We start from the raw sequence: 21,315 nt of genomic DNA, 5'->3' as shown, positions 1-21,315 counted from the left end.
GTTAGAGATCATATTTTTTGATTTCATTTAATTGTCTAATTGACACAACTTGTCCCGTTTTTTCGGGATGGACTAATTATCTAATTTGATTATTATGTTTAAAAAAATATTAATCGCAAACAGAGGAGAAATTGCACTACGTGTAATTAGAACCTGTAGAGAAATGGGGATCAAAACAGTAGCAGTATATTCCACTGCAGATGCTGATAGTTTACACGTTCGTTTTGCAGATGAAGCAGTGTGTATTGGTCCGCCGCCAAGTAATTTGTCTTACTTGAAAATGTCAAATATCATAGCTGCTGCAGAGATCACGAATGCAGATGCAATTCATCCCGGATACGGATTCTTATCTGAAAATGCTAAGTTTTCAAAGATTTGTGAAGAGCACGGAATAAAGTTTATCGGTGCTTCAGCAGAAATGATTGAAAAAATGGGAGATAAAGCTACCGCAAAAGCAACAATGAAAGCAGCGGGTGTACCTTGTGTTCCCGGTTCAGACGGAATTTTGGAATCTTTTGAACAAGCTAAAAAAGTAGCTAAAGAAATAGGTTATCCTGTGATGATGAAAGCCACTGCCGGTGGAGGTGGAAAAGGAATGCGTGCTATTTGGAAAGAAGACGAATTGCAAAAAGCTTGGGAAAGTGCTCGTCAGGAAGCTGCTGCAGCATTCGGAAATGACGGTATGTACATGGAAAAATTAATTGAAGAGCCAAGACATATCGAGATCCAAGTTGTGGGAGACCAATACGGAAAAGCGTGTCACCTTTCTGAAAGAGATTGTTCTATTCAACGTCGTCACCAAAAATTGACAGAAGAAACGCCTTCGCCTTTTATGACGCAGGAGTTACGTGATAAAATGGGTGAAGCAGCTGTGAAAGCAGCTGAGTATATTAATTACGAAGGAGCAGGGACTATTGAGTTCTTGGTAGATAAGCATCGTAATTTCTACTTCATGGAAATGAATACTCGTATTCAGGTTGAACATCCTATTACGGAACAAGTTGTAGATTATGATTTGATTCGTGAGCAAATATTAGTTGCATCAGGAGTGCCGATTTCAGGTAAAAATTATTATCCGCAATTGCATTCCATAGAGTGTCGTATTAATGCTGAGGATCCATATAATGATTTCAGACCATCTCCGGGTAAAATTACTGTTTTACACGCACCGGGAGGTCATGGAGTACGTTTGGATACTCATGTTTACGCCGGATATACTATTCCGCCGAATTATGATTCTATGATTGCTAAGTTGATTACAACAGCTCAAACAAGAGAAGAGGCAATTAATAAAATGAAACGAGCTTTAGATGAGTTCGTAATTGAAGGAATCAAAACAACTATTCCTTTCCACAGACAGTTAATGGAGAATCCGGATTATGTTGCCGGAAATTATACCACTAAGTTTATGGAGGATTTCAAAATGGAAGAAATTAAAGAATAGTGAAATATAATTTCAATAAAAAATCCCGATTCTTTGAATCGGGATTTTTTATTATTGATTACAGCTACAGAGTTTCTTTTAACCATTTAAAGAATTCGCGTTGCCAAACAATTCCGTTTTGAGGTTTTAAAACCCAGTGGTTCTCGTCAGGGAAAAACATAAAACGGCTGTGTATTCCTTTCAGTTGGGCTGCCTGAAAAGCTTCTTGTCCTTGTCCGATCGGAACCCGGAAATCTTTTCCGCCCTGAATTACAAAAATCGGAGTGTTCCATTTATCAACGAGTTTAATAGGATTGAATTGTTGATACGTTTTTTGAGCGGCAACATTATTTTTATCCCAATAAGGTCCGCCCAAATCCCAATTCGTAAAGAAAACTTCTTCCGTTGTTCCATACATACTTTCAAGATTGAAAACGCCACAATGCGAAATGAATGTTTTGAAACGATTGTTGTGAATTCCTGCTAAATAGAAAACCGAATAACCACCGTAACTTGCACCAACAGCTCCTAAACGTTTGTTATCTACGTAAGGTTCTTTGGCAACATCATCAATAGCACTTAGATAATCCTGGATAGCTTGTCCCCCCAATCCTTGCTGATATCTTCATTCCATTTTACACCGTGTCCCGGCATACCTCTGCGGTTAGGGGCAACTACAATATAATCTTGTGAGGCCATTACCTGAAAATTCCAACGGAAAGAATAAAATTGTGAAAGAGCCCCTTGTGGTCCCCTTGGCAATATAATAGGGTTGGATATTTTTTAGTTTTGTCAAAATTTGGCGGTAAAATAACCCAAACTAACATGTCTTTACCGTCGGTAGTTTTAACCATTCTTTTTTCAACAGTTGGCAAAGCTAATTTGGCATATGTCTTGGTATTTACATTGGTAATCTGATTCCATTTTTTCTTTTTCAGGTCATAGGAAAAAATTTCATTGGCATGGTTCATATCACTTCTTGTAACTAAAACATTATTTCCGCTAAAACCGATAATCTGATTGACATCGAACTGACCTTCTGTTAGTTGCTTAACTCTTACCATAATCTTACTCAGCCCCGGGAAATTCACTTCAAAAAGTTGTTTGGTTCCGTCAACAGGCGCTAAAAAATATACTTTTTTCCCATCTTCGCTCCAAATGAAACTGTCTACAGTTCCGTCCCAAGCAGAAGTTAAGTTGATTAAAAAGCCTTTGTGGTTAACTACAATATCATTTTTATCGGCCTCATAGCCTTCTCGTTTCATTTGCAGCCATGAGAGATCGCCGTTAGGAGAAAACTGTGGGGCAACATCATATCCTTTGTTTTCCTTCGTTAAATTTTTAGTTGTTTTGGTGTTTATATCGTACTCATATAGGTCTGTATTAGTACTAATAGCGTAAGCTGCTCCTGTTTTCTTTTTACATACATATATTATTTTTGAACCATCAGGAGACCAAATGTAGTCCTCATCCCCACCGAAAGGTTTTTGTGGTGAATCAAAAGGTTCGTTAGCCATAATATCAATTTCTTCTTTTTGGTTATTCGTAAAAATAATATGGTTGTGAGTACCGTCGTTCCAAGTATCCCAATGACGGTAATCTAATCCGTTATAGATATGAACTTCGCTTTTTTCTAATTCAGGATAAAAGTCTTTTCCATAAACGTTATCAATTTTAACTTCTTTATGAGAAAGAGTGCCGCCTTTTTCATTATTATTTTTATCATTTACTAAATCAGAAGCGTTTTCAATTACAGTTGCTTTGCCGCCTGTTACAGGGATACTGTAAAATACACTATTTGATTTGTTTTCTTCAACAGAAGGGGTTGATACTTTATAAATGATTGATTTTCCGTCTTTTGAAATTCCTAAAGGAGAAATGCGTCCGAGCTTCCATAAAAGTTCGGGTGTCATGACTTCTTGAGCACTAAGTGAAAGTCCTGCCATAATTAAAATAATAGATAAAAATTGTTTTTTCATAGGGTTTAAATTTGTAGCGTATAAAATTACTTAAATAAAGGCTATAAAAAAAGCCTCATTTCTGAGGCTTTCTTGAAGTGATTAAAGATTTTATTTTTTGATAAATCGTTTCGTTGTGATTTGGTCATTATTTTGAATTTCAATTATATAATGTCCTTGTTCTAAACTCTCTACGTTAATCATATTGTTTTCTGCATTTCCTTTTTTAACCGGTTGGCCTAATAGATTGTAGATTGTAAAAGCACTACTATTACTCAATCCGGTAATGTTTAGAATGCTACTGGTCGGGTTCGGATATAAAGTGATTTCAGTTGAAGTAAACACAGTATCTTCAATTTCTTTTCCACTTGAAGTGATATTTACAGTATAATCTTCAACTTGTCCGTAAGTGAAAGATTCGCAAGAAGTCGGGATTGCATTATACTTCATCGAAACTCTCATTTTTGTAGCTCCAAGTGTAGCTGTTGAAGGAATTGTAATGGTTCCGGAAACCGGAGTTGTTTTACTTGCAGATTTGCTCCATACTAACTCTCCGGAGTCGTCAAAGTCACCATCTTGGTTGAAATCGATCCAAACCGCATAACCTTCACTGTAAACAGTTCCTGACCAATAAGGGGTTATGGTAATGGTTTGAGAAGAACCTCTGGCAGCATTAGTAGATACAGAAGTAAAATCTTCATATCCGGAAGTTCCTGTTGAAGAATTGTTGATAGAACCGTAAACTACTTGTGCAATTCGCTCATCAGAAGTGTTGTTACCTTGTGAAGAACAATACGTTACTGTGTTAGCAGATGTCGTTACACTAACTGTATTACTGGATGCGGATATGTTTCCGGCAGCGTCTTTGGCTTTTACTGTAAAGCTATATGTAGTAGAAGCTGTTAATCCGGTAACACTATAAGATGTAGCAGTAGTGGTGGTTCCGATCTGACTTCCGTTTTGGTAAACGTTATATCCCGTTACGCCTACGTTGTCCGTAGAAGCTGTCCAACTTAAATTAGTGGTGGTTTGGGTTGTTCCGCTTGCTGAAAGAGTAGGTGCTGAAGGAGCTGTCGTATCTGCAGCTCCGGTAGCTAAATTAACGGTGTAATCTTCAACTTCTCCGTAAGAGAAAGTCTCGCAGGAAGTCGGAATTCCGTTGTATTTCATGGAAACTCTCATTCGAGTTGCTCCGCTGGTAGCTGTTGTCGGTATAGTGAAAGTTCCGGAAACCGGAGTTGTTGTGCTTGCGGCATTACTCCAAACCAGTTCTCCTGAGTCATTAAAGCTTCCGTTTTGGTTATAGTCGATCCAAACCGCATAACCCTCACTATAAACAGTTCCTGTCCATGTTGGAGTAATAGTAATGGTATAAGCTGTTCCTTTTGTAAGGTTTGTAGATATAGAAGTAAAATCAGAATAGCCGTTTCCGTTACCTGATGAATTATTGATGGTGTTCAATTGAACTCTTCCGATATATTCGTCCGTAACTGTATTTCCTTGAGAAGTACAATAAGTCGGTGTGGTGGAACCGGATAATGTTGTAACGTTTACGGTATTACTTGTGCTTGAAATATTTCCGGCAGCATCTTTAGCTTTAACAGTAAAACTGTAAGTAGTGGAAGCTGTTAATCCGGTAACATTATAAGAAGTGGTAGAAGAAGTTCCGATCTGAGTTCCGTTTTGATATACATTATAACCTGTCACAGCCACATTATCTGTTGAAGCAGTCCAGTTTAAACTTGTAGTTGTTTGTGTCGTTCCTGAAGCTGCTAAATTGGTCGGTGCACTTGGTGCTGTTGTATCATTTCCTGAACCTGCAGTAATGGTAAAATTAGTATTAGAAACATCAAAGAAAATATGATTGGTTCCTTTGATCATAATTCTACACTGTGAAGAAGGTGTGTTTGGTATAGTAACATCCTGTGTTCCGTCGTTCGTTGTAGCGGCTAAAAGAGTTGTCCAAGTGCTTCCTCCGTTTGTAGAAAGTAAAATATCTACATTAGCACAGTTCACACCGTTAGAAGTAGTTCCTGCAACATTCCAAGTGATTGTTTGCGTACTTCCACCTGTATAAGTTACGGCGGTATTAGGAGCTGTAACTACAAATGGTCCTGCCGTGCCATTTACAGTTACGACCATATCGTCACTATTATTAGCTGATCCGCCGGCTCTGTTATCTCTTACAGTAAATCTGAAATTTAAAGTTCTGGCTACCGAAGAAAGAGCTTCAACGGTAATTTCTGAACCTGAAGTTGTTGTAGCACCTGCCAGAACTCTGGACATCATTGGGAAATAACGAGTAGATGAAGTCGTTGGAGTATAGGATCTGAAATTCGGACCGCTGGTTTTAGTTGCGCTAGCGGCTGAGCTAGATCCTGTTTGTGAGCTTGAAGCATTGTCCATTTGTTCCCAACAATATGTAAGTGCATCTCCGTTAGCATCTATTCCGGAACCGGTTAACATAAATGGAGTGCTTTTAGGAATAGTGTAGTCAGAACCCGCATTTGCAGTCGGAACACTATTTCCTGTACTGGTAAGGGTCGGACAAGATTTTGCCTTAATGTTATTAGTGACTTGTTGTATACTGATAGAGTGGAAGTAAGCATCAGAATGTGCTTGAATATCTTGAGAAGTAATACCGGCATATCCCATAATTGTGGAGCCAGATCCCGGTTCCATATTGGCTCCGGTTCCTTCATTGCTCATTGAAAAAGTGTGATTAGCCCCTAATTGATGTCCTAATTCGTGAGCTACATAATCAATGTCAAAATTGTCACCTGAAGGAATTCCGTCAGCCGGAGAAGTGTATCCGCTACCTTTTTGTCCGTCTACACAAACACAACCGATACAACCGGCATTTCCGCCGCCGCCGTCTTTTCCGAATAGGTGTCCGATATCATAGTTAGATTCGCCGATTACACTAGTTAAAGTCGATTGTAATTGTGAATTCCAATTCGACATACTACTTGAAGGTGAATAAGGATCAGTTGAAGAATTGGTATAAATAACTGAATCAGTATTTGAAATCAGAACTAGTCGAACGCCAAAGTCTTTTTCAAAAACACCGTTAACACGTGTCATAGTGTTATTGATAGCAGCCAAGGCATTTGTCTTTGTTCCTCCGAAATAAGCTGTGTATTCACCTGTTACAGACATAGCTAAGCGGAATGTTCTCAGGGTTGAATCGTCTGCATTAGGGCGTAGTTGAGTGCCAACAACAGCAGATTGGTTTACCTGATCTATTACAGAACATTCAAATTTTGAAAAAGCTTGTCTTTTATCTGATTTTCTGTAAACCGCATAAGAAGATAGATCTGAAGTATAAGGTTCAATAAATAGTGCTGATTGATCGGGATAGAGAGTCATGGATTGGAACCCAAGCGGGGAAATACTGATGTAAATTGTTGCTCCCGGGTTTTCGACACCTTGTCCGACATAAGATTTAATATCCGGATAACGATTAGCCAGATCGGGATCCATAACGGAATACTCAATAATTTTAAAATTTTCAAGTGCACCTTCTGCATTTGGGAATGATAAGGTTAAGTTAGATTGGTCAGCTGAAGTTGTTTTGTGGGACAATTGACTTAGCTTTTGTTTCATTTTTACCATATCCAATCCGAAGAGTTTTGGATTTTGGATCATTCTTTTGTTCTGAACTATTTCAGAATCTGCTTTTTTCTGGGTTCTGAACCAGAATGAGTCTCCGTTTTGCCCAAAGGCAAAGGATGAGATTGCCAGTAAGGCAATTCCTAGGAATTTTTGTTTCATAAAAAAATAGTTAAGGTTAATTATCAAATCAAATGTATTTATTCTAATGTTAAAATAGTTACAGTTTTTCTGTATATTTTGTTAAAATATAACAAAACGATAAAAAATAGCTGTATTTATTACATTTAAGAAATGAATTTTGTTAGAATTTGAGGTAATTAGAGAGAGAGTATTGGGGTGTGATTTGAAAAAATATCCGTATTTTCACAGCTTAATATATTAATTAGCTGTTATGAGGAAACTGGCATTACATTGGCAAATACTTTTAGGGATGTTTCTGGGGTACTTTTTGCTGTTGTTTTGATACAATTTAGTTGGGGGAAAGAAATTATTGTGGATTGGATTAAACCCTTCGGTAATATTTTTATTAACCTGCTTAAACTGATAGCCGTTCCCTTGATTTTAGCATCTTTGATAAAAGGAGTTTCCGATTTAAAAGATATATCGAAACTATCCAGAATGGGAGGGAGAACTATAGGGATGTATGTGCTGACTACTGTTTTAGCAGTTTCGATCGGTTTAGTTGTTGTAAACATAATAAAGCCGGGAAGTTATATTTCCAAAGAAACACGTACTGAATTGGTCGGAAACTATGCCAGTGATGCTAACTCTAAGATCATGGCGGCTGAAGAGCAGAGCGAAACAGGACCTCTACAGGCTTTAGAAGATATGGTGCCAAGTAATATCATGAAGGCGGCTTCAGATAACGGTAATATGTTACAAGTGATCTTTTTTGCAGTCTTTTTCGGGATTGCCTTAATCCTTATTCCACAAGATCAGGCTGCTCCGGTCAAAGCTTTTTTTGACGGATTTAATGAAGTGATCTTGAAAATGATAGATATTATCATGTTAGCTGCTCCGTTTGGTGTTTTTGCACTTTTAGCATCATTAGTGGCTGAATCGCCTAGCTTTGATCTGTTTAAAGCTTTGGGGATGTATGGGATAACAGTGCTGATAGGATTGGGGATAATGATATTGGTTTATATGTTTTTAGTGAAAGTATTGGCAAGAAAATCTCCGAAGTTCTTCTTTAATGGTATATCTCCGGCTCAATTATTAGCCTTTTCAACAAGTTCAAGTGCGGCAACTTTACCGGTTACGATGGAACGAGTAGTCGATAATTTAGGCGTAGATGATGAAGTAGCCAGTTTTGTATTACCGATAGGGGCTACTATTAATATGGACGGAACCAGTTTATATCAGGCCATAGCGGCTGTCTTTATCGCACAGGCTTTCGGTATGGATTTAAGTTTGGGAGTTCAGTTAGGAATTATTACAACAGCAACTTTGGCTTCTATAGGAAGTGCAGCAGTTCCGGGTGCAGGTATGGTAATGTTGGTAATTGTTTTGGCACAAGCAGGAATACCCGAAGCAGGATTAGCCTTGATTTTTGCCATTGACAGACCTCTGGATATGTGCAGAACCACAGTAAATGTAACCGGAGATGCAGCAGTTTCAATGGTTGTGGCAAAATCAGTAGATAAATTAGCGTAATATGGAAGATTTTCACTGGACGAAATTATTTAATCCTGAGTTTTACATCACAATGGAAATCGGTGGGGTTCCTGTCGGTATCTATATGGTTTTATTTATTGTGTTTGCCGAAACAGGGTTATTTGCCGGTTTTTTCCTGCCCGGAGACAGCTTGTTGTTTCTATCCGGAATCTACTCCAGAGAATTAGTGGAGACTTTTTTCTATATACCGGGTGATTTTTCTAACGTTACAATTTTAGGTTTGTTGATTGCTGCGGCAGCTACTTTGGGAAACATATTCGGTTATTGGTTCGGAGCGCGTAGCGGACAATTTTTATACCAAAGAGAGGATAGTTTTTTCTTTAAGAAAAGATACTTGCACGAATCACAGATATTTTTTGAAAGACATGGAGGGAAAGCTATTATTTTTGCTCGTTTTTTACCTATCATAAGAACCTTTGTCCCGATCATTGCCGGAATTGTTCACATGAAAAAAACACGCTTCATGTTTTATAATGTATTGAGTTCTGTTATGTGGTCGTTTATTTTAGTTTTTGCGGGACATTATCTCTATGGTTTGTTCTTAGAAGAGTTTGATCTGGACTTAAAAAAACATATTGAAAAGATTATTTTTATCCTTATTGCTGTAACTACTTTTCCTTTAGTAATGAAAGCAATAAAGTCGGCTAAAAACAAATCTAAAAAGGAATGATACCATTAAGTTACTGGGAGTTGAAAAACTGGTTTACGAATGTAGATTTTACTATTGTAGGAAGTGGAATAGTAGGATTGCATTGTGCGATAGAATTAAAACAACGCTTTCCGAAAGCTAAGATATTGGTCTTAGAAAAAGGAATATTACCTCAGGGAGCCAGTACAAAAAATGCAGGTTTTGCCTGTTTTGGAAGTCTTTCCGAAATTTTAGATGATTTAAAAACACATACGGAAGATGAAGTAGTTTCTTTGGTAGAAAAAAGATGGAATGGATTACAATTGCTTCGTAAGAATTTAGGAGATAAGATTTTAGATTTCAGACAATATGGAGGTTATGAGTTGTTTTTACAGCAGGATGAAGCTTTTTTTGATGAATGTGTAAATCAGCTTTCATTAGTCAACCAAATTTTAAGTCCGATTTTTAAAGAGAAAGTTTTTATTAAAAAAAGCAATGTCTTTGGTTTTCAAAACATTTTTAATTATTTGCTGTATAATTCTTTTGAAGGTCAGATCGATACCGGAAACATGATGCAGGCTTTGTTAAAAAAAGCAATAGCAAATGATATTTTAATTCTGAATCAACAAAATGTTACTACTTTCCATGATTCGGGTGCTAAAGTAGAGGTCGTTACCAATGGTATCTCTTTTTATACCAACAAACTATTATTGGCTACTAACGGATTTGCTTCTGAATTGATGAAAGGGGATATCAAGCCGGCCCGGGCTCAGGTATTGGTAACAAAGCCTATAGAAGGCCTTTCGGTCAAGGGGACTTTTCATCTAGACAGAGGGTATTACTATTTCCGAAATATTGAGAACAGAATTCTTTTTGGTGGCGGAAGGAACCTTGATTTTGAAGGTGAAACTACAACTCATTTAGGGCAAACAAAAATTATTCAGGAACAGTTAGAACAATTACTTAAAAGTGTAATTTTGCCGCAATTTGATTTTGAAATTGAACACCGTTGGAGCGGAATAATGGGAGTAGGAAATCATAAAAGACCGATTGTAAAACAACTTTCTGATAATGTGGCCTGTGGTGTTCGTTTAGGCGGAATGGGAGTAGCAATAGGAGGTTTAACAGGAAAAGAATTAGCGGATTTACTATAAATGACAGCAAAGAAGACAACTACCAAAAAGAAACCGGCTAAAAAACCGGTAAAAAGAACTTTTAAGCAAAAATTACTTCGTTTTGTACTGAAGTTCATTCTTTGGTTTAATGGGATCTGTATTTTCTGGGTGTTGTTGTATAAGTTCGTTCCGGTTCCTTATACTCCTTTAATGGCTATCAGAGCAATTGAGCAAAAAAATGTCGGGAAAGAAATGACCTGTTCACATCATTGGGTGGCAATAGAATACATTTCACCAAATTTACAAAAAGCAGTTATAGCCAGTGAAGACGGCCATTTTTTAGAGCATAATGGTTTTGATTTTACAGCTATGCAAAAAGCTTTTGAAGGCAATCAGAAAGGAAAAAAAATAAAAGGAGGGAGTACAATTTCACAGCAAACAGCCAAAAATGTGTTTTTATGGCCGGGTCGTAGTTATGTTCGAAAAGGATTTGAAGCTTATTTTACGGTTTTGATCGAGTTGTTGTGGAGTAAAGAGCGCATTATGGAAGTCTATCTGAATAGTATAGAGATGGGAGACGGAGTGTATGGTGCAGAAGCCGCTTCCAGACATTGGTATCATAAAGAAGCCCGGAATTTATCGCGTTATGAAGCGGCAGGGATAGCGGCTATTTTGCCTAATCCTCGAAGATATAAACCTGTAAATTCAACGCCTTATATTAATCGTCGTAAGAAAACAATTAGCCGTTATATTGGCTATGTGAAGTTGGAGTATTAGTTTTTCAGTAACAAAAAACGCTGTTTTTCGACTAATCAATCAAAAATATAAATTATGACTGCACACGAAATTGACTACCATATTTATGGTGAAGAAATGCAATATGTTGAAATAGAACTGGATCCGCAAGAAGTTGTAGTTGCTGAGGCCGGAAGTTTTATGATGATGGATAATGGTATTAAAATGGAAACTATTTTCGGTGACGGAAGCAATCAAACAAGCGGGATCTTCGGAAAATTGTTGTCTGCCGGGAAACGTGTTTTAACAGGTGAAAGTTTATTCATGACGGCTTACCAAAATGTGGATTTCGGTAAGAAGAAGGTTTCTTTTGCATCGCCATATCCCGGTAAAATAGTTCCGATAGATCTACAAAAATACGGTGGTAGATTTATATGTCAGAAAGATGCTTTTTTATGTGCTGCCAAAGGAGTTTCAGTAGGAATTGAATTTTCAAAGAAATTAGGTCGAGGTTTGTTCGGAGGTGAAGGATTCATTATGCAGAAGCTGGAAGGAGACGGAATGGCATTTGTTCATGCCGGAGGAACGCTAGCAAGAAAAGAATTACAACCCGGAGAAGTTTTAAAAGTAGATACAGGTTGTATTGTAGGCTTTACAAAAGATGTACACTACGATATTGAATTTATAGGAGGGATCAAGAATACTATTTTCGGAGGCGAAGGAATGTTTTATGCTACCTTACGAGGTCCCGGAGTGGCTTATATCCAGTCTTTACCATTTAGTAGATTGGCAGACAGAGTAATCCAGGCTGCACCTCAAATGGGAGGGAAAGATAAAGGCGAAGGAAGTTTATTGGGAGGTTTAGGAAACCTTTTAGATGGAGATAATAGTTTTTAATTATAATTAATATAACATACTAAAGCCAACTTTTAAAGTTGGCTTTAGCTTTTTATTTTTTGTGAGGAAATATTTTTTAGTCAAATAGAGATGCTAATTTTAATTTAACGTAATTTTATGTATTGATTATCAGTGTTTTATATTGATATTTTGTAACTTTATAGTTTAAATTTTGTTAGTCATGAATAATTCGGTTTTAAAAAATGCAGTTCTAATTTTTATAGGAATTGCCTTGTTTTTCCTAGCAATGGATTTTTTAGGTTTAGCAAGTAAAAATTACTTAAGAGCTTTAAATGCGTTTATCGTTTTGTACGGTATTCGTAAAACCATAAGAGAAAGTTACTTAAAAGGTAAAATAGACTATTTTGAAAACTTTTTTTCTGGCTTCATTACTGGAGTTTTAGGTGTTTTTTTAGGAATCGTTGGCCTTATCATTTTTATCTATTTAAAAGGAGGAGAAACGTATCTAAACACTTTATCTAATACTTTCTTTTTTGTGGGTAAAGTAAGTATTCTACAATATTGTGGAGTGCTATTCTTTGAGGGAGTTGCTTCTTGTGTAATAGGCACATTAGTGCTAATGCAAATTTACCAAGATGTTAATGTAAGTCATAAGTATTAATTTCTAGTAATGACATAACTTTATTTACAAAATTGTTAAAAATAAAAACCGCTCATTGAGCGGTTTTTTTATTGTATTTTAGTCTACTATTTTTATGATATAAGTTGCAACTATATAATCGTTGATTTTAAGATGTACATCGTAGTTTCCTTTCTTGTTAAATTTATATACGAATGATGTTATATCATCTTTTTTTTGAATATTATAAATTTCAAAAGGAATTTCTCTTGATCCTATTAATTCTACAAGCGATGTTTTGTATTCACTATTTGAGCTTTTATAGCTAAATGCAATTTCTTCTCCTATTTTAAATCTATTGATCATTTCATTGGGCAATATGGGATCAATATTTAACTTAAAAGTTTCTCCGTAAACAAGTGGAAATATTTCTTTTGTTTCTTTACTATTAGTTTTGAGAGCCCATTTTGAGTCTTCTGGGATATGATTTTTTTCAAATAGATTAGGTTCTGTTAAGAAATATCCATCATTATATTCTTTAATGAAATATCCTTTTTCATTTAAATAACCGCTTGCCCAAGTAGCATCGCATAAATACCATTTGTTATTTACCTGAACAGCATTCCATGAATGATTGACCAGATCTAAAGATTTGACATTGTCATCAGATGTTCTTCCGTATCCATTAATAATTTCGCATTTAATATTTGCAAAAAAGCACAATTCTTTAACTAAATAAGCATAACCGGTACAGGCAGTTGTTTTTTGCTTGATCAGTTTTTTAAAAGTCTTTTTCTTATGCTTATTGCTCCAGGCGATATAAGCTAAACTGTCGTTTTGGAATTTTTTTCGCATTTGGATGACTTTTGAATTTAGGAAATCATCCGCAGAGATGTTATGGCATACCCAATAAAAAATAGCTCTGAACTTTTCGATATCAGTTGAAAGCTTATGTGTGAGTTTATACGAAAGGACAGGAAGGTTCTCTAAGTTTTCTCCGTCGTTTAATTTAGCGATATTATCTGCTTTTTTTAGATCAATTGAATTAAAATCAGAAATTTGAGCATTTGCAGTTGTAAAGAAAAGAAATAAAAAGAGTATGAGGATACTTTTCATGCAAGGAAATCTTATTTTTTCTTTTTTGAAGAGTATACCCCTTTTTTAGCAACTTTTCCCATCATGTAAAGAGTGCAGGAACTCATATTAACGTTTAATTCAATCTGTAAATTGGAATTCTCGTTGCCCATGATAACCTTTTTTGATTCTAGGCCTACATAACTAAAAAGTAATACGTCTCCTTTTTTAAGTTTTTCAGGAAATTCAAAATTCCCGTCAAAGTCAGTTGTTGTTCCTATTGCAGTTCCTTCAAGAACAACATTAGCGCCGGCAACAGGTCCCAATTCATCTACAACCGTTCCTTTTACGGTAATGTATTCTTGTTGCTGTTTACTTTCTTCAATGGGTTTCTGGTTAGGGTCTTCCTGAGATTTTATTTCCTGAGCCTGAATGTTTCCGCTATTAAAAAAAGATAGATAGGCTAAACCAATTCCGCTAAAAAAACTTAAATATTTCCTTTTTGGATGATTCTTTTCATAAACTTTTAATTGATCGGGTTTAAACCTACCACAGATAACATCACCTTTTTTAAAGTATTGGATGATTTCGTCAGAATTCATTTTACTAAAATCGATAACTTCTTTTTTACAGGAATCACAAAATCCACCTTTAGCAGTAGACGAAAAATTATTAAAGTCCTCTGAACAAGGATTGTCGATATTTAAGCTGAATTTGTTTTTCATAACCTGTAGTTTAAAGAATTGGCTAATGCAATATAATAAAAAAACCGCTCAAACGAGCGGTTTTTTTATTATCTGACTTCCTGATTTAATATTAAGTCAAGATATAAATTTACCTTGTTTTTAAGCTCTTTTCTGTGGATAATAAAATCAAGGAATCCGTGTTCTAATAAGAATTCTGATGTTTGGAAGCCTTCCGGCAAATCTTTTCCGGTTGTGTCTTTTACGACGCGAGGTCCGGCAAATCCGATCAAAGCTCCGGGTTCACCGATGTTAATGTCTCCTAACATTGCATACGAAGCTGTTGTACCACCTGTAGTAGGATCTGTACACAATGAGATATAAGGGATTTTAGCTTCTGCTAATTGTACCAATTTAGCAGAGGTTTTAGCTAATTGCATCAGTGATTGTGCTGCCTCCATCATACGAGCTCCACCGGATTTTGAGATCATTAAAAAAGGAACGTTGTGTTTGATCGAATAGTCAATTGCACGTACTATTTTTTCTCCTACAACAGCCCCCATTGAGCCTCCGATAAAAGCGAAATCCATACAGGCTACAACAATGTCTTTACCTTTAGATTTTCCTACAGCAGTTCTGACAGCATCTTTTAAATGGGTTTTAGCCATTACATCTTTTAAACGATCGCTATATTTTTTGGTGTCAACGAACTTTAGAGGATCCTTTGAAGTCATATTCGGATTTAATTCTTCAAACTCATTATTGTCAAAAAGAATTTCAAAATATTCAGCACTACCGATTCTTACGTGGAAATCATCTTCCGGGCTTACCCAAAGGTTTTTAGCTAATTCTTCTGTGTCAACAATTTTCCCGGTTGGTGATTTATACCATAAGCCTTTAGGTACATCCTTTTTTTCTTCCGTTGGAGTTTGTATACCTTTTTCTTTTCTTTTAAACCAAGCCATAGTCTTTAGTTAGATGTCAGAGTATTAGCCGGAAAAATCCGGCTAAGATCTCGACCGATTAATGATTAATATTTTGTGTTTTTATAACGTGTTTACGTTATTTAAATCTGCAAATGCTTGTTCTAAACGTTTGTTGAAAGTTATTTCGCCTTCACGAACCCATTTTCTAGGATCGTAATATTTTTTATTCGGGCTATCCGAACCTTCAGGGTTACCGATCTGTGTTCTCAGATAGTCGATTTTAGAAGTTACATAGTCACGAATTCCTTCAGTATAAGCAAATTGTAGATCGGTATCAATATTCATTTTGATTACTCCGTAAGAGATAGCTTCTCTGATCTCTTCTAAAGTTGAGCCACTACCACCGTGAAATACAAAGTCAACCGGATTCTCTTCTGTTCCGAATTTTTTCTGAACATATTCCTGAGAATTCTTTAAGATTTTTGGAGTTAATTTAACGTTTCCGGGTTTGTAAACTCCGTGAACGTTACCAAAAGCAGCAGCAATTGTAAATCGAGGACTAATTTTCATCAGCTCTTCATAAGCGAATGCTACTTCTTCCGGTTGTGTATATAATTTAGAGCTGTCAACATCAGAATTGTCAACACCATCTTCTTCTCCTCCTGTAATTCCTAATTCAATTTCAAGAGTCATTCCCATCTTGCTCATTCTTTCTAAATATTTTTTAGAAATTTCAAGATTTTCTGCAATCGGCTCTTCTGAAAGATCAATCATGTGAGAACTGAATAATGGTTTTCCGGTTTCGGCAAAGTGCTTTTCCGAAGCATCCAGTAATCCGTCGATCCAAGGAAGTAATTTTTTAGCGCAGTGATCAGTGTGTAAGATAACGGTTGTACCGTAAGCTTCAGCTAAGGTGTGGATATGCTTAGCTCCTGCAACTGCTCCTAATATAGCGGATTTTTCATTTTCATTACTTAAGCCTTTTCCGGCATTGAATTGTGCACCCCCATTTGAGAATTGGATGATTACAGGTGCATTTAGCTTTGAAGCTGTTTCTAAAACACCGTTAATTGTGCTTGAACCTACTACGTTTACTGCAGGTAGCGCAAATCCTTTTGCTTTTGCATAGTTGAAAATTTCCTGGACTTGATCACCCGTTGCAACGCCCGGTTTAATATTGTGCTTCATAGTTTTGTTGGTTTATGATTAATAAGCAAAATTAATAAAATCTAAATTAGAAAGGATAATTAATACCAAAATTTAAAACAGTTTTACTGAAATTGATGCCTTTAAGCCAACGGTCACTCATCTCTCTTGAAGGATCATAAGTTTTATATCCTAAATCGATCCTGAAAACAAAAAAGCTAAAATCATATCGGAAACCGATACCGGATCCTACCGCCAGATCTTCAAATGATTTAAGACCGTTAAAGGTAAAATCTTTATTTTCCACATTGTCAAATACATTCCAAATGTTTCCCATATCTGAGAATAAAGCACCATCTAAATTTCCAAAGAAATTAAAGCGATATTCGGCACTAAATGCCAATTTCATGTTGGCTTCATTGAAGTCTAATATGCTGGAACTCCTTCCGGGACCTAAGCTATAGGCTTGCCAACCTCTGTTATCATTTGATCCACCACCGAAATAACTTCGGGAGAAAGGAATTGACGTTCCGTTTCCATATGGGATAGCAATACCGGCAAAAGAGCGTATTGCAATACTTTTTTTGCGTCCCAGATCCCAGTGTTTGATGTATTCTACTTCGCCTTTGGCATATTGAGCATATTCAATACCAAAAACTTTTTGGTTTCCGGCAGCACTGGTTTGGTCTGAATTGCTAAAACTATTTGCGAGTAATCGCAGAAGATTACCGGCAGATTCAAGTTTTGTTCTGAAATTGTAATAATTCTTATCAGTAATGTTGTTCTTTGTAGTTCTGCTGAACGTAAAACTCGAAGAAACGATCAGGTTGTCTTCAATCAAACGGACATATCGTTCGGAAATACTTAAAATCGATTTGAAATCCGCATCTTGTGGTGATAAATAACTTCCGCTTAATGCTTCAGCCATAAAATTGACAGCTCCTTCGCTGGTTAGATTACCATATTCGTCAAGGTTTGCCGGAGCAGTGCCATAGATCGCCGCAAATTCATTCAGGCTATTATAGGAAGTTCTGTAGACATTAAAGTAATTGCCAACATTTAAGTTTCTGACATAATTAACACCTAAAAGCTCAAGCTTAAAGTTGTTTCTTTGGTTGTTGGTTTTCCAGTTGTAATTTAAACTTCCTGATACACTCTCTTTGTCTAAACCAATATTTCGTTGACTTGAAAAACCAACGGAAACTTGAGTTGTAGGAAGCATTTCTTTTTTAATGATCTTTTGGGTGTTGATAGGAAAGAAGATACGGGGAAAACTCAGCTTCATGTCGCCACCGTATTCCGAAATGTTAAAAAAGGTGTTGTTCGGGTTGGCTAAGTCTCTTGAAGATCCGATATTTCCTCTTCCTGAAATTTCCAGAATTTCTGCTCCTTTAAAAATGTTTCGGAACATTAAAGATAAATTACCAGAAATACCAAAATCCTGAATATTAGAATGAGTAAAGTCGGTTGAAAAGTTGAGGTTGTATTTTTTTTTCGGGACTAAATAAATATTAGCAATTAAACCGTCATTGTCTACACTCAGACTGTCTTCAACGTATTCTATGGTTGGAAAATTAAACACTTTGAGATTACTTATAGACTGTGAGGTTAACGATTTTTTGTCGTCACTGAAATAGTCTCCTTTTTCAATAAAGATAGCATCAGTTAGAGCTTTAGGCCTATAATTTAATTTTCCGGAGCTATATATGTTGTACTTTTTGTAGAAAACACTATCTTTTATTTGATCGGTTTCTTTTCTGGAAGAATTGGATGTGAAAACATTAACCTGACTGATCTTGTAAATTTTAAAAGGGGTTTTGATCAGAGTGTCTCCCTTTTTAACGCTTCGATCCTCAATGTCAACGACAACATTCACTTTGTAATTCGGGTTTAAGGTATCAATGTCATATTTTACATTGTTTACCTGAAAATGATATACTCCATGGTTTCTGAAATAATTAGTGATACGCGATCTTTCACTTAAGAAATTTTGAGAATTAAAGACATCTCCTTTTTTGAGCAAGGACTCTTGCTCGATATCTGTAAATAGTTTTTCCAGTTCCGGGGTTTCAATTCTATGTGAAATAGTATCGAGAACGGATGCTTTTCCGGTTGTGATCTTGTAAGTGACCTGACCTTTTTTGGGACCTGAAGAATCTATTTGCGTTTGCACATCGGCTTTAAAATACCCTAAATTATAATTGTAGTAGGCTTTAAGTTTATTACGGGTACTTTTTATCTTTTTATCGTTGATAATTACTGGAGCCTGTCCTGTATTTTTAAGAAAGTTACTCAGTCCGGAAACTAAAAAAGATTGACTTAAGCGATCTACTTGTTTGTCAGAAAGTAATTTAGCCAGACGCTCTCTACGGTTTGGTTTGCGGCTTAACCAGTCATAGTATAATGAATCCGGATTGTCTTTTGCCATGTTGTACATAGCCAAACGCAATGGGTAACCGAAAAACTTTCCGTTTGGTTTTTGGTAATAAAAATTTTCCAGAATCTCATCCTTTTTAACGGTGTCATTAACTAAAATGGTGTTTTTAGTCAGGAGCTGTTGTCCTTCCGGAACTTTTTTTGTGATGGAACACGAATAAAAACCAAGTCCTATTCCGAATAATAATAGTATTTTTGGGAAACTTTTTTTCAAAATAGCATTATATAATTAGTCAAAAATACAACTTTTATGGTTAGTAAAAACCAAATTAAACTTATAACGAGTTTACAGCAAAAAAAATATAGAAATCAACATCAATTATTTTTTGCAGAGACTAAAAAAGTAATAGATGAGTTTCTTGATGCTCAATTTGAATTAGTACAGATTTATACAACTCAAGAAGGACTGTTTTCTCAGGTTAATCAGAGCAAGATATGTGCCATTTCTGAAACGGAATTAAAAAAAATAAGTGCTTTGGTTACACCTAATGAATGTTTGGCTGTTTTTAAAATACCTGTTCATGCTTCTTTTGAGGCTAAAGGATTAATAGTTGCCTTAGACGATATCAGAGATCCGGGAAACTTGGGTACAATTATTAGGTTATGCGATTGGTTTGGAGTGGAAACATTATTGTGCTCCAAAGAGACTGTTGATGTATATAATCCTAAAGTAATCCAGTCTACTATGGGGTCGATTAGCAGGGTAAAAGTGATCTATGAGGATCTGATCCCTTTTTTAAAGGAAACAAAGTTACCTGTTTATGGTACTTTCATGGACGGAGCTACTATTTATGCTGAAAAATTGCCTGAAGATGCTGTTGTTGTGATGGGGAATGAAGCAAACGGAATTTCACCGGAAGTAGAACTAGCGGTAACAAAGAGAATTGCGATTCCTCGTTTCGGGAATATTCAAAAAACTGAAAGTCTGAATGTAGCTACAGCTACGGCAATTACATTGAGCGAATTCAGACGAAATTAGTGAAATGCGAAGTTAATGAAGATCCCGCGTGTTTTCATGGATTGAACGTTTCCTGTCCACGGGCTGTTTGGGTTATTGTCACGGATTAATTCGTCTTTAGTGCTGAACACTCCGCGAATAGATGGCGAAAATTTAAAGTATTCAAAATAAACATCAATTCCGAAACCTATTTCGTAAAAGCTAGACCAATTGGTCATTCTGAATTTACGATTATAATTGTCTTCAGGTGATTTGGCTAAACTCCCTAAGTTTAAAGCTGTAGATAAACCTCCGATCAAATAAGGTTTGATGTTGCCTGTTCTTTTTGAAGAAAATTTTAATAAGGCAGGAAAGAAAATATAGGTTGATTTTACTTCGCGAAACCTCTCGATCGGATCCTCAATAGTAGGATAAGTTAAATTGCGTTGTGTAATATAAAGCCCCGGCTCAAAACGAAAATCAAAATGATCGCTCAGGCGAAGATTTCCTATGAGTCCTACATTAAATCCGATAGTGGAGTTTACCTGAATGTCTTCGGTAACGGATAAGTAATCAAATTTAAAATCTAAGCTGTTGAACCCTAAGAAATATCCCCAATGCACACGTTGCTTATCAAAGTTTTCTTTATTGATAAGAGGATCTCTGCCGAACATTTTAAATTGCCCGTAAGAAGAAATACTGATTAAGAATAGAATTAGAATCTTTTTCATACTACTTTTTAGAAGCTTGATAAATAGTTGCCACACCAAAAGTTTGCGGCAAGTGTTTTACCTCTATAAACCCGATTTTTCGCAAAATATTGTTCAATGCCTCTCCGAAAGGGAAAATATTTGCAGAATCAGATAGATATTGGTAAGCCACTTTGTCTTTTGAGAACAATTTTCCAATAGTAGGTAAGATATATTTGGAATAAAAGGCATAACCTTGTTTGTATGGGAATCTTGTAGGAACGGAAGTTTCCAAAATTACAAAAATTCCACCCGGTTTTAAGACTCTTAAAATTTCAGCCAGACCTTTTTCTAGGGTTTCAAAATTGCGAACACCGAAAGCAACTGTAATGGCATCAAAATAGTTATCCGGATAAGGAATGTTTTCACTATCTCCTAAAACCATTTTAATTTTATGATCCAGATTTTGGGCTTTTATTTTTTGTTTTCCTACTTCAAGCATTCCGGCAGAAATGTCTAAACCAACGATTTCTGTAGCGGAAGTTTTGGTCATTAAAATAGCAAGATCTCCGGTTCCCGTTGCAATGTCTAAAACAGTTTGTGGCTTTTTGTCGGCAACTAATTGCAATACTTTTTTACGCCATTTGATGTCAATTCCAAAAGAAATAACCCGGTTTAAACCATCGTAATTTTCGGAAATAGTATCAAACATTTGGGCAACTTGCTCTTTTTTACCCAATTGTGAATCTTTATATGGCGTAATATTTTTAGACATTCTATATCAAATTAGTGGGAAGCA

General features: G+C 36.0%; 15 protein-coding genes and 2 pseudogenes. 8 read left to right on the top strand and 9 right to left on the bottom strand.

Annotated features, from left to right (window positions below; translation table 11 throughout):
- The first annotated feature begins 94 nt into the window (after window positions 1–94).
- Window positions 95–1,444: an acetyl-CoA carboxylase biotin carboxylase subunit gene (gene accC, locus DI487_RS04775; RefSeq protein WP_109568647.1), complete on the top strand. Its 1,350-nt coding sequence runs from the start codon at window positions 95–97 to the stop codon at window positions 1,442–1,444.
- Between the two features lie 64 nt (window positions 1,445–1,508).
- Here the strand turns inward: accC and DI487_RS04770 are convergent.
- Window positions 1,509–3,402, bottom strand: a pseudogene (locus DI487_RS04770) (S9 family peptidase).
- 90 nt (window positions 3,403–3,492) lie between these two features.
- A complete protein-coding gene (locus tag DI487_RS04765) occupies window positions 3,493–7,155 on the bottom strand; it encodes a reprolysin-like metallopeptidase (protein WP_109568646.1) in 3,663 nt (1,220 codons plus the stop codon).
- A 232-nt stretch (window positions 7,156–7,387) separates the two neighbouring features.
- On the opposite strand from DI487_RS04765, the pseudogene DI487_RS04760 reads away from it, so the two are divergent.
- From DI487_RS04760 to DI487_RS04735, 6 genes and pseudogenes are all read left to right on the top strand, one after another.
- Window positions 7,388–8,649, top strand: a pseudogene (locus DI487_RS04760) (dicarboxylate/amino acid:cation symporter).
- Between the two features lies 1 nt (window position 8,650).
- Window positions 8,651–9,340 carry a DedA family protein gene (locus DI487_RS04755; RefSeq protein WP_109568645.1) on the top strand — a complete coding sequence of 230 codons (690 nt, stop codon included), beginning with the start codon at window positions 8,651–8,653 and terminating at the stop codon, window positions 9,338–9,340.
- Window positions 9,340–10,452, top strand: coding sequence for an NAD(P)/FAD-dependent oxidoreductase (locus DI487_RS04750; RefSeq protein ID WP_109570607.1), 1,113 nt, complete (start codon window positions 9,340–9,342; stop codon window positions 10,450–10,452). Before DI487_RS04755 ends, DI487_RS04750 begins: the two co-directional genes overlap by 1 nt.
- Window positions 10,453–11,190, top strand: a complete 738-nt coding sequence (gene mtgA, locus DI487_RS04745; RefSeq protein ID WP_109568644.1) for a monofunctional biosynthetic peptidoglycan transglycosylase — start codon at window positions 10,453–10,455, stop codon at window positions 11,188–11,190.
- Window positions 11,191–11,244: 54 nt separating this feature from the next.
- Window positions 11,245–12,045 (top strand): TIGR00266 family protein, encoded by an 801-nt coding sequence (locus DI487_RS04740; protein ID WP_109568643.1) that lies wholly within the window; start codon window positions 11,245–11,247, stop codon window positions 12,043–12,045.
- Window positions 12,046–12,226: 181 nt separating this feature from the next.
- Window positions 12,227–12,667, top strand: a complete 441-nt coding sequence (locus tag DI487_RS04735) for a hypothetical protein (protein WP_109568642.1) — start codon at window positions 12,227–12,229, stop codon at window positions 12,665–12,667.
- A 78-nt stretch (window positions 12,668–12,745) separates the two neighbouring features.
- On the opposite strand, the gene DI487_RS04730 is transcribed toward DI487_RS04735, so the two are convergent.
- From DI487_RS04730 to tamL, 5 genes are all read right to left on the bottom strand, one after another.
- Window positions 12,746–13,741, bottom strand: a complete 996-nt coding sequence (locus DI487_RS04730; RefSeq protein ID WP_109568641.1) for a transglutaminase domain-containing protein — start codon at window positions 13,739–13,741, stop codon at window positions 12,746–12,748.
- A gap of 11 nt (window positions 13,742–13,752) precedes the next feature.
- On the bottom strand, window positions 13,753–14,424 hold the full coding sequence (locus DI487_RS04725; RefSeq protein ID WP_109568640.1) for a carboxypeptidase-like regulatory domain-containing protein: 672 nt from the start codon (window positions 14,422–14,424) through the stop codon (window positions 13,753–13,755).
- Window positions 14,425–14,492: 68 nt separating this feature from the next.
- Entirely contained in the window at window positions 14,493–15,347 is an 855-nt protein-coding gene (gene accD, locus DI487_RS04720; RefSeq protein WP_109568639.1) for an acetyl-CoA carboxylase, carboxyltransferase subunit beta, read from the bottom strand.
- 81 nt (window positions 15,348–15,428) lie between these two features.
- Complete coding sequence (fbaA, locus tag DI487_RS04715; RefSeq protein ID WP_109568638.1) at window positions 15,429–16,496, bottom strand: class II fructose-bisphosphate aldolase; 1,068 nt, start codon at window positions 16,494–16,496, stop codon at window positions 15,429–15,431.
- A gap of 46 nt (window positions 16,497–16,542) precedes the next feature.
- A complete protein-coding gene (tamL, locus tag DI487_RS04710; RefSeq protein WP_245896533.1) occupies window positions 16,543–19,104 on the bottom strand; it encodes a translocation and assembly module lipoprotein TamL in 2,562 nt (853 codons plus the stop codon).
- 36 nt (window positions 19,105–19,140) lie between these two features.
- Here tamL and DI487_RS04705 point away from each other — a divergent pair, with 36 nt between their 5' ends.
- On the top strand, window positions 19,141–19,869 hold the full coding sequence (locus DI487_RS04705) for a TrmH family RNA methyltransferase (RefSeq protein WP_109568637.1): 729 nt from the start codon (window positions 19,141–19,143) through the stop codon (window positions 19,867–19,869).
- Here DI487_RS04705 and porT read toward each other — a convergent pair.
- Window positions 19,866–20,558: a type IX secretion/gliding motility protein PorT/SprT gene (gene porT / locus DI487_RS04700; RefSeq protein WP_109568636.1), complete on the bottom strand. Its 693-nt coding sequence runs from the start codon at window positions 20,556–20,558 to the stop codon at window positions 19,866–19,868. The genes DI487_RS04705 and porT overlap by 4 nt on opposite strands.
- Before the next feature lies 1 nt (window position 20,559).
- Entirely contained in the window at window positions 20,560–21,291 is a 732-nt protein-coding gene (ubiE, locus tag DI487_RS04695; RefSeq protein WP_109568635.1) for a bifunctional demethylmenaquinone methyltransferase/2-methoxy-6-polyprenyl-1,4-benzoquinol methylase UbiE, read from the bottom strand.
- Window positions 21,292–21,315: the final 24 nt, after the last annotated feature.

Origin of the sequence: Flavobacterium sediminis (assembly GCF_003148385.1) — a bacterium.
Classification (GTDB): domain Bacteria; phylum Bacteroidota; class Bacteroidia; order Flavobacteriales; family Flavobacteriaceae; genus Flavobacterium; species Flavobacterium sediminis.
The sequence above is the reverse complement of the archived record's forward strand: the minus strand, read 5'-3'. Positions and strand labels throughout refer to the sequence as shown.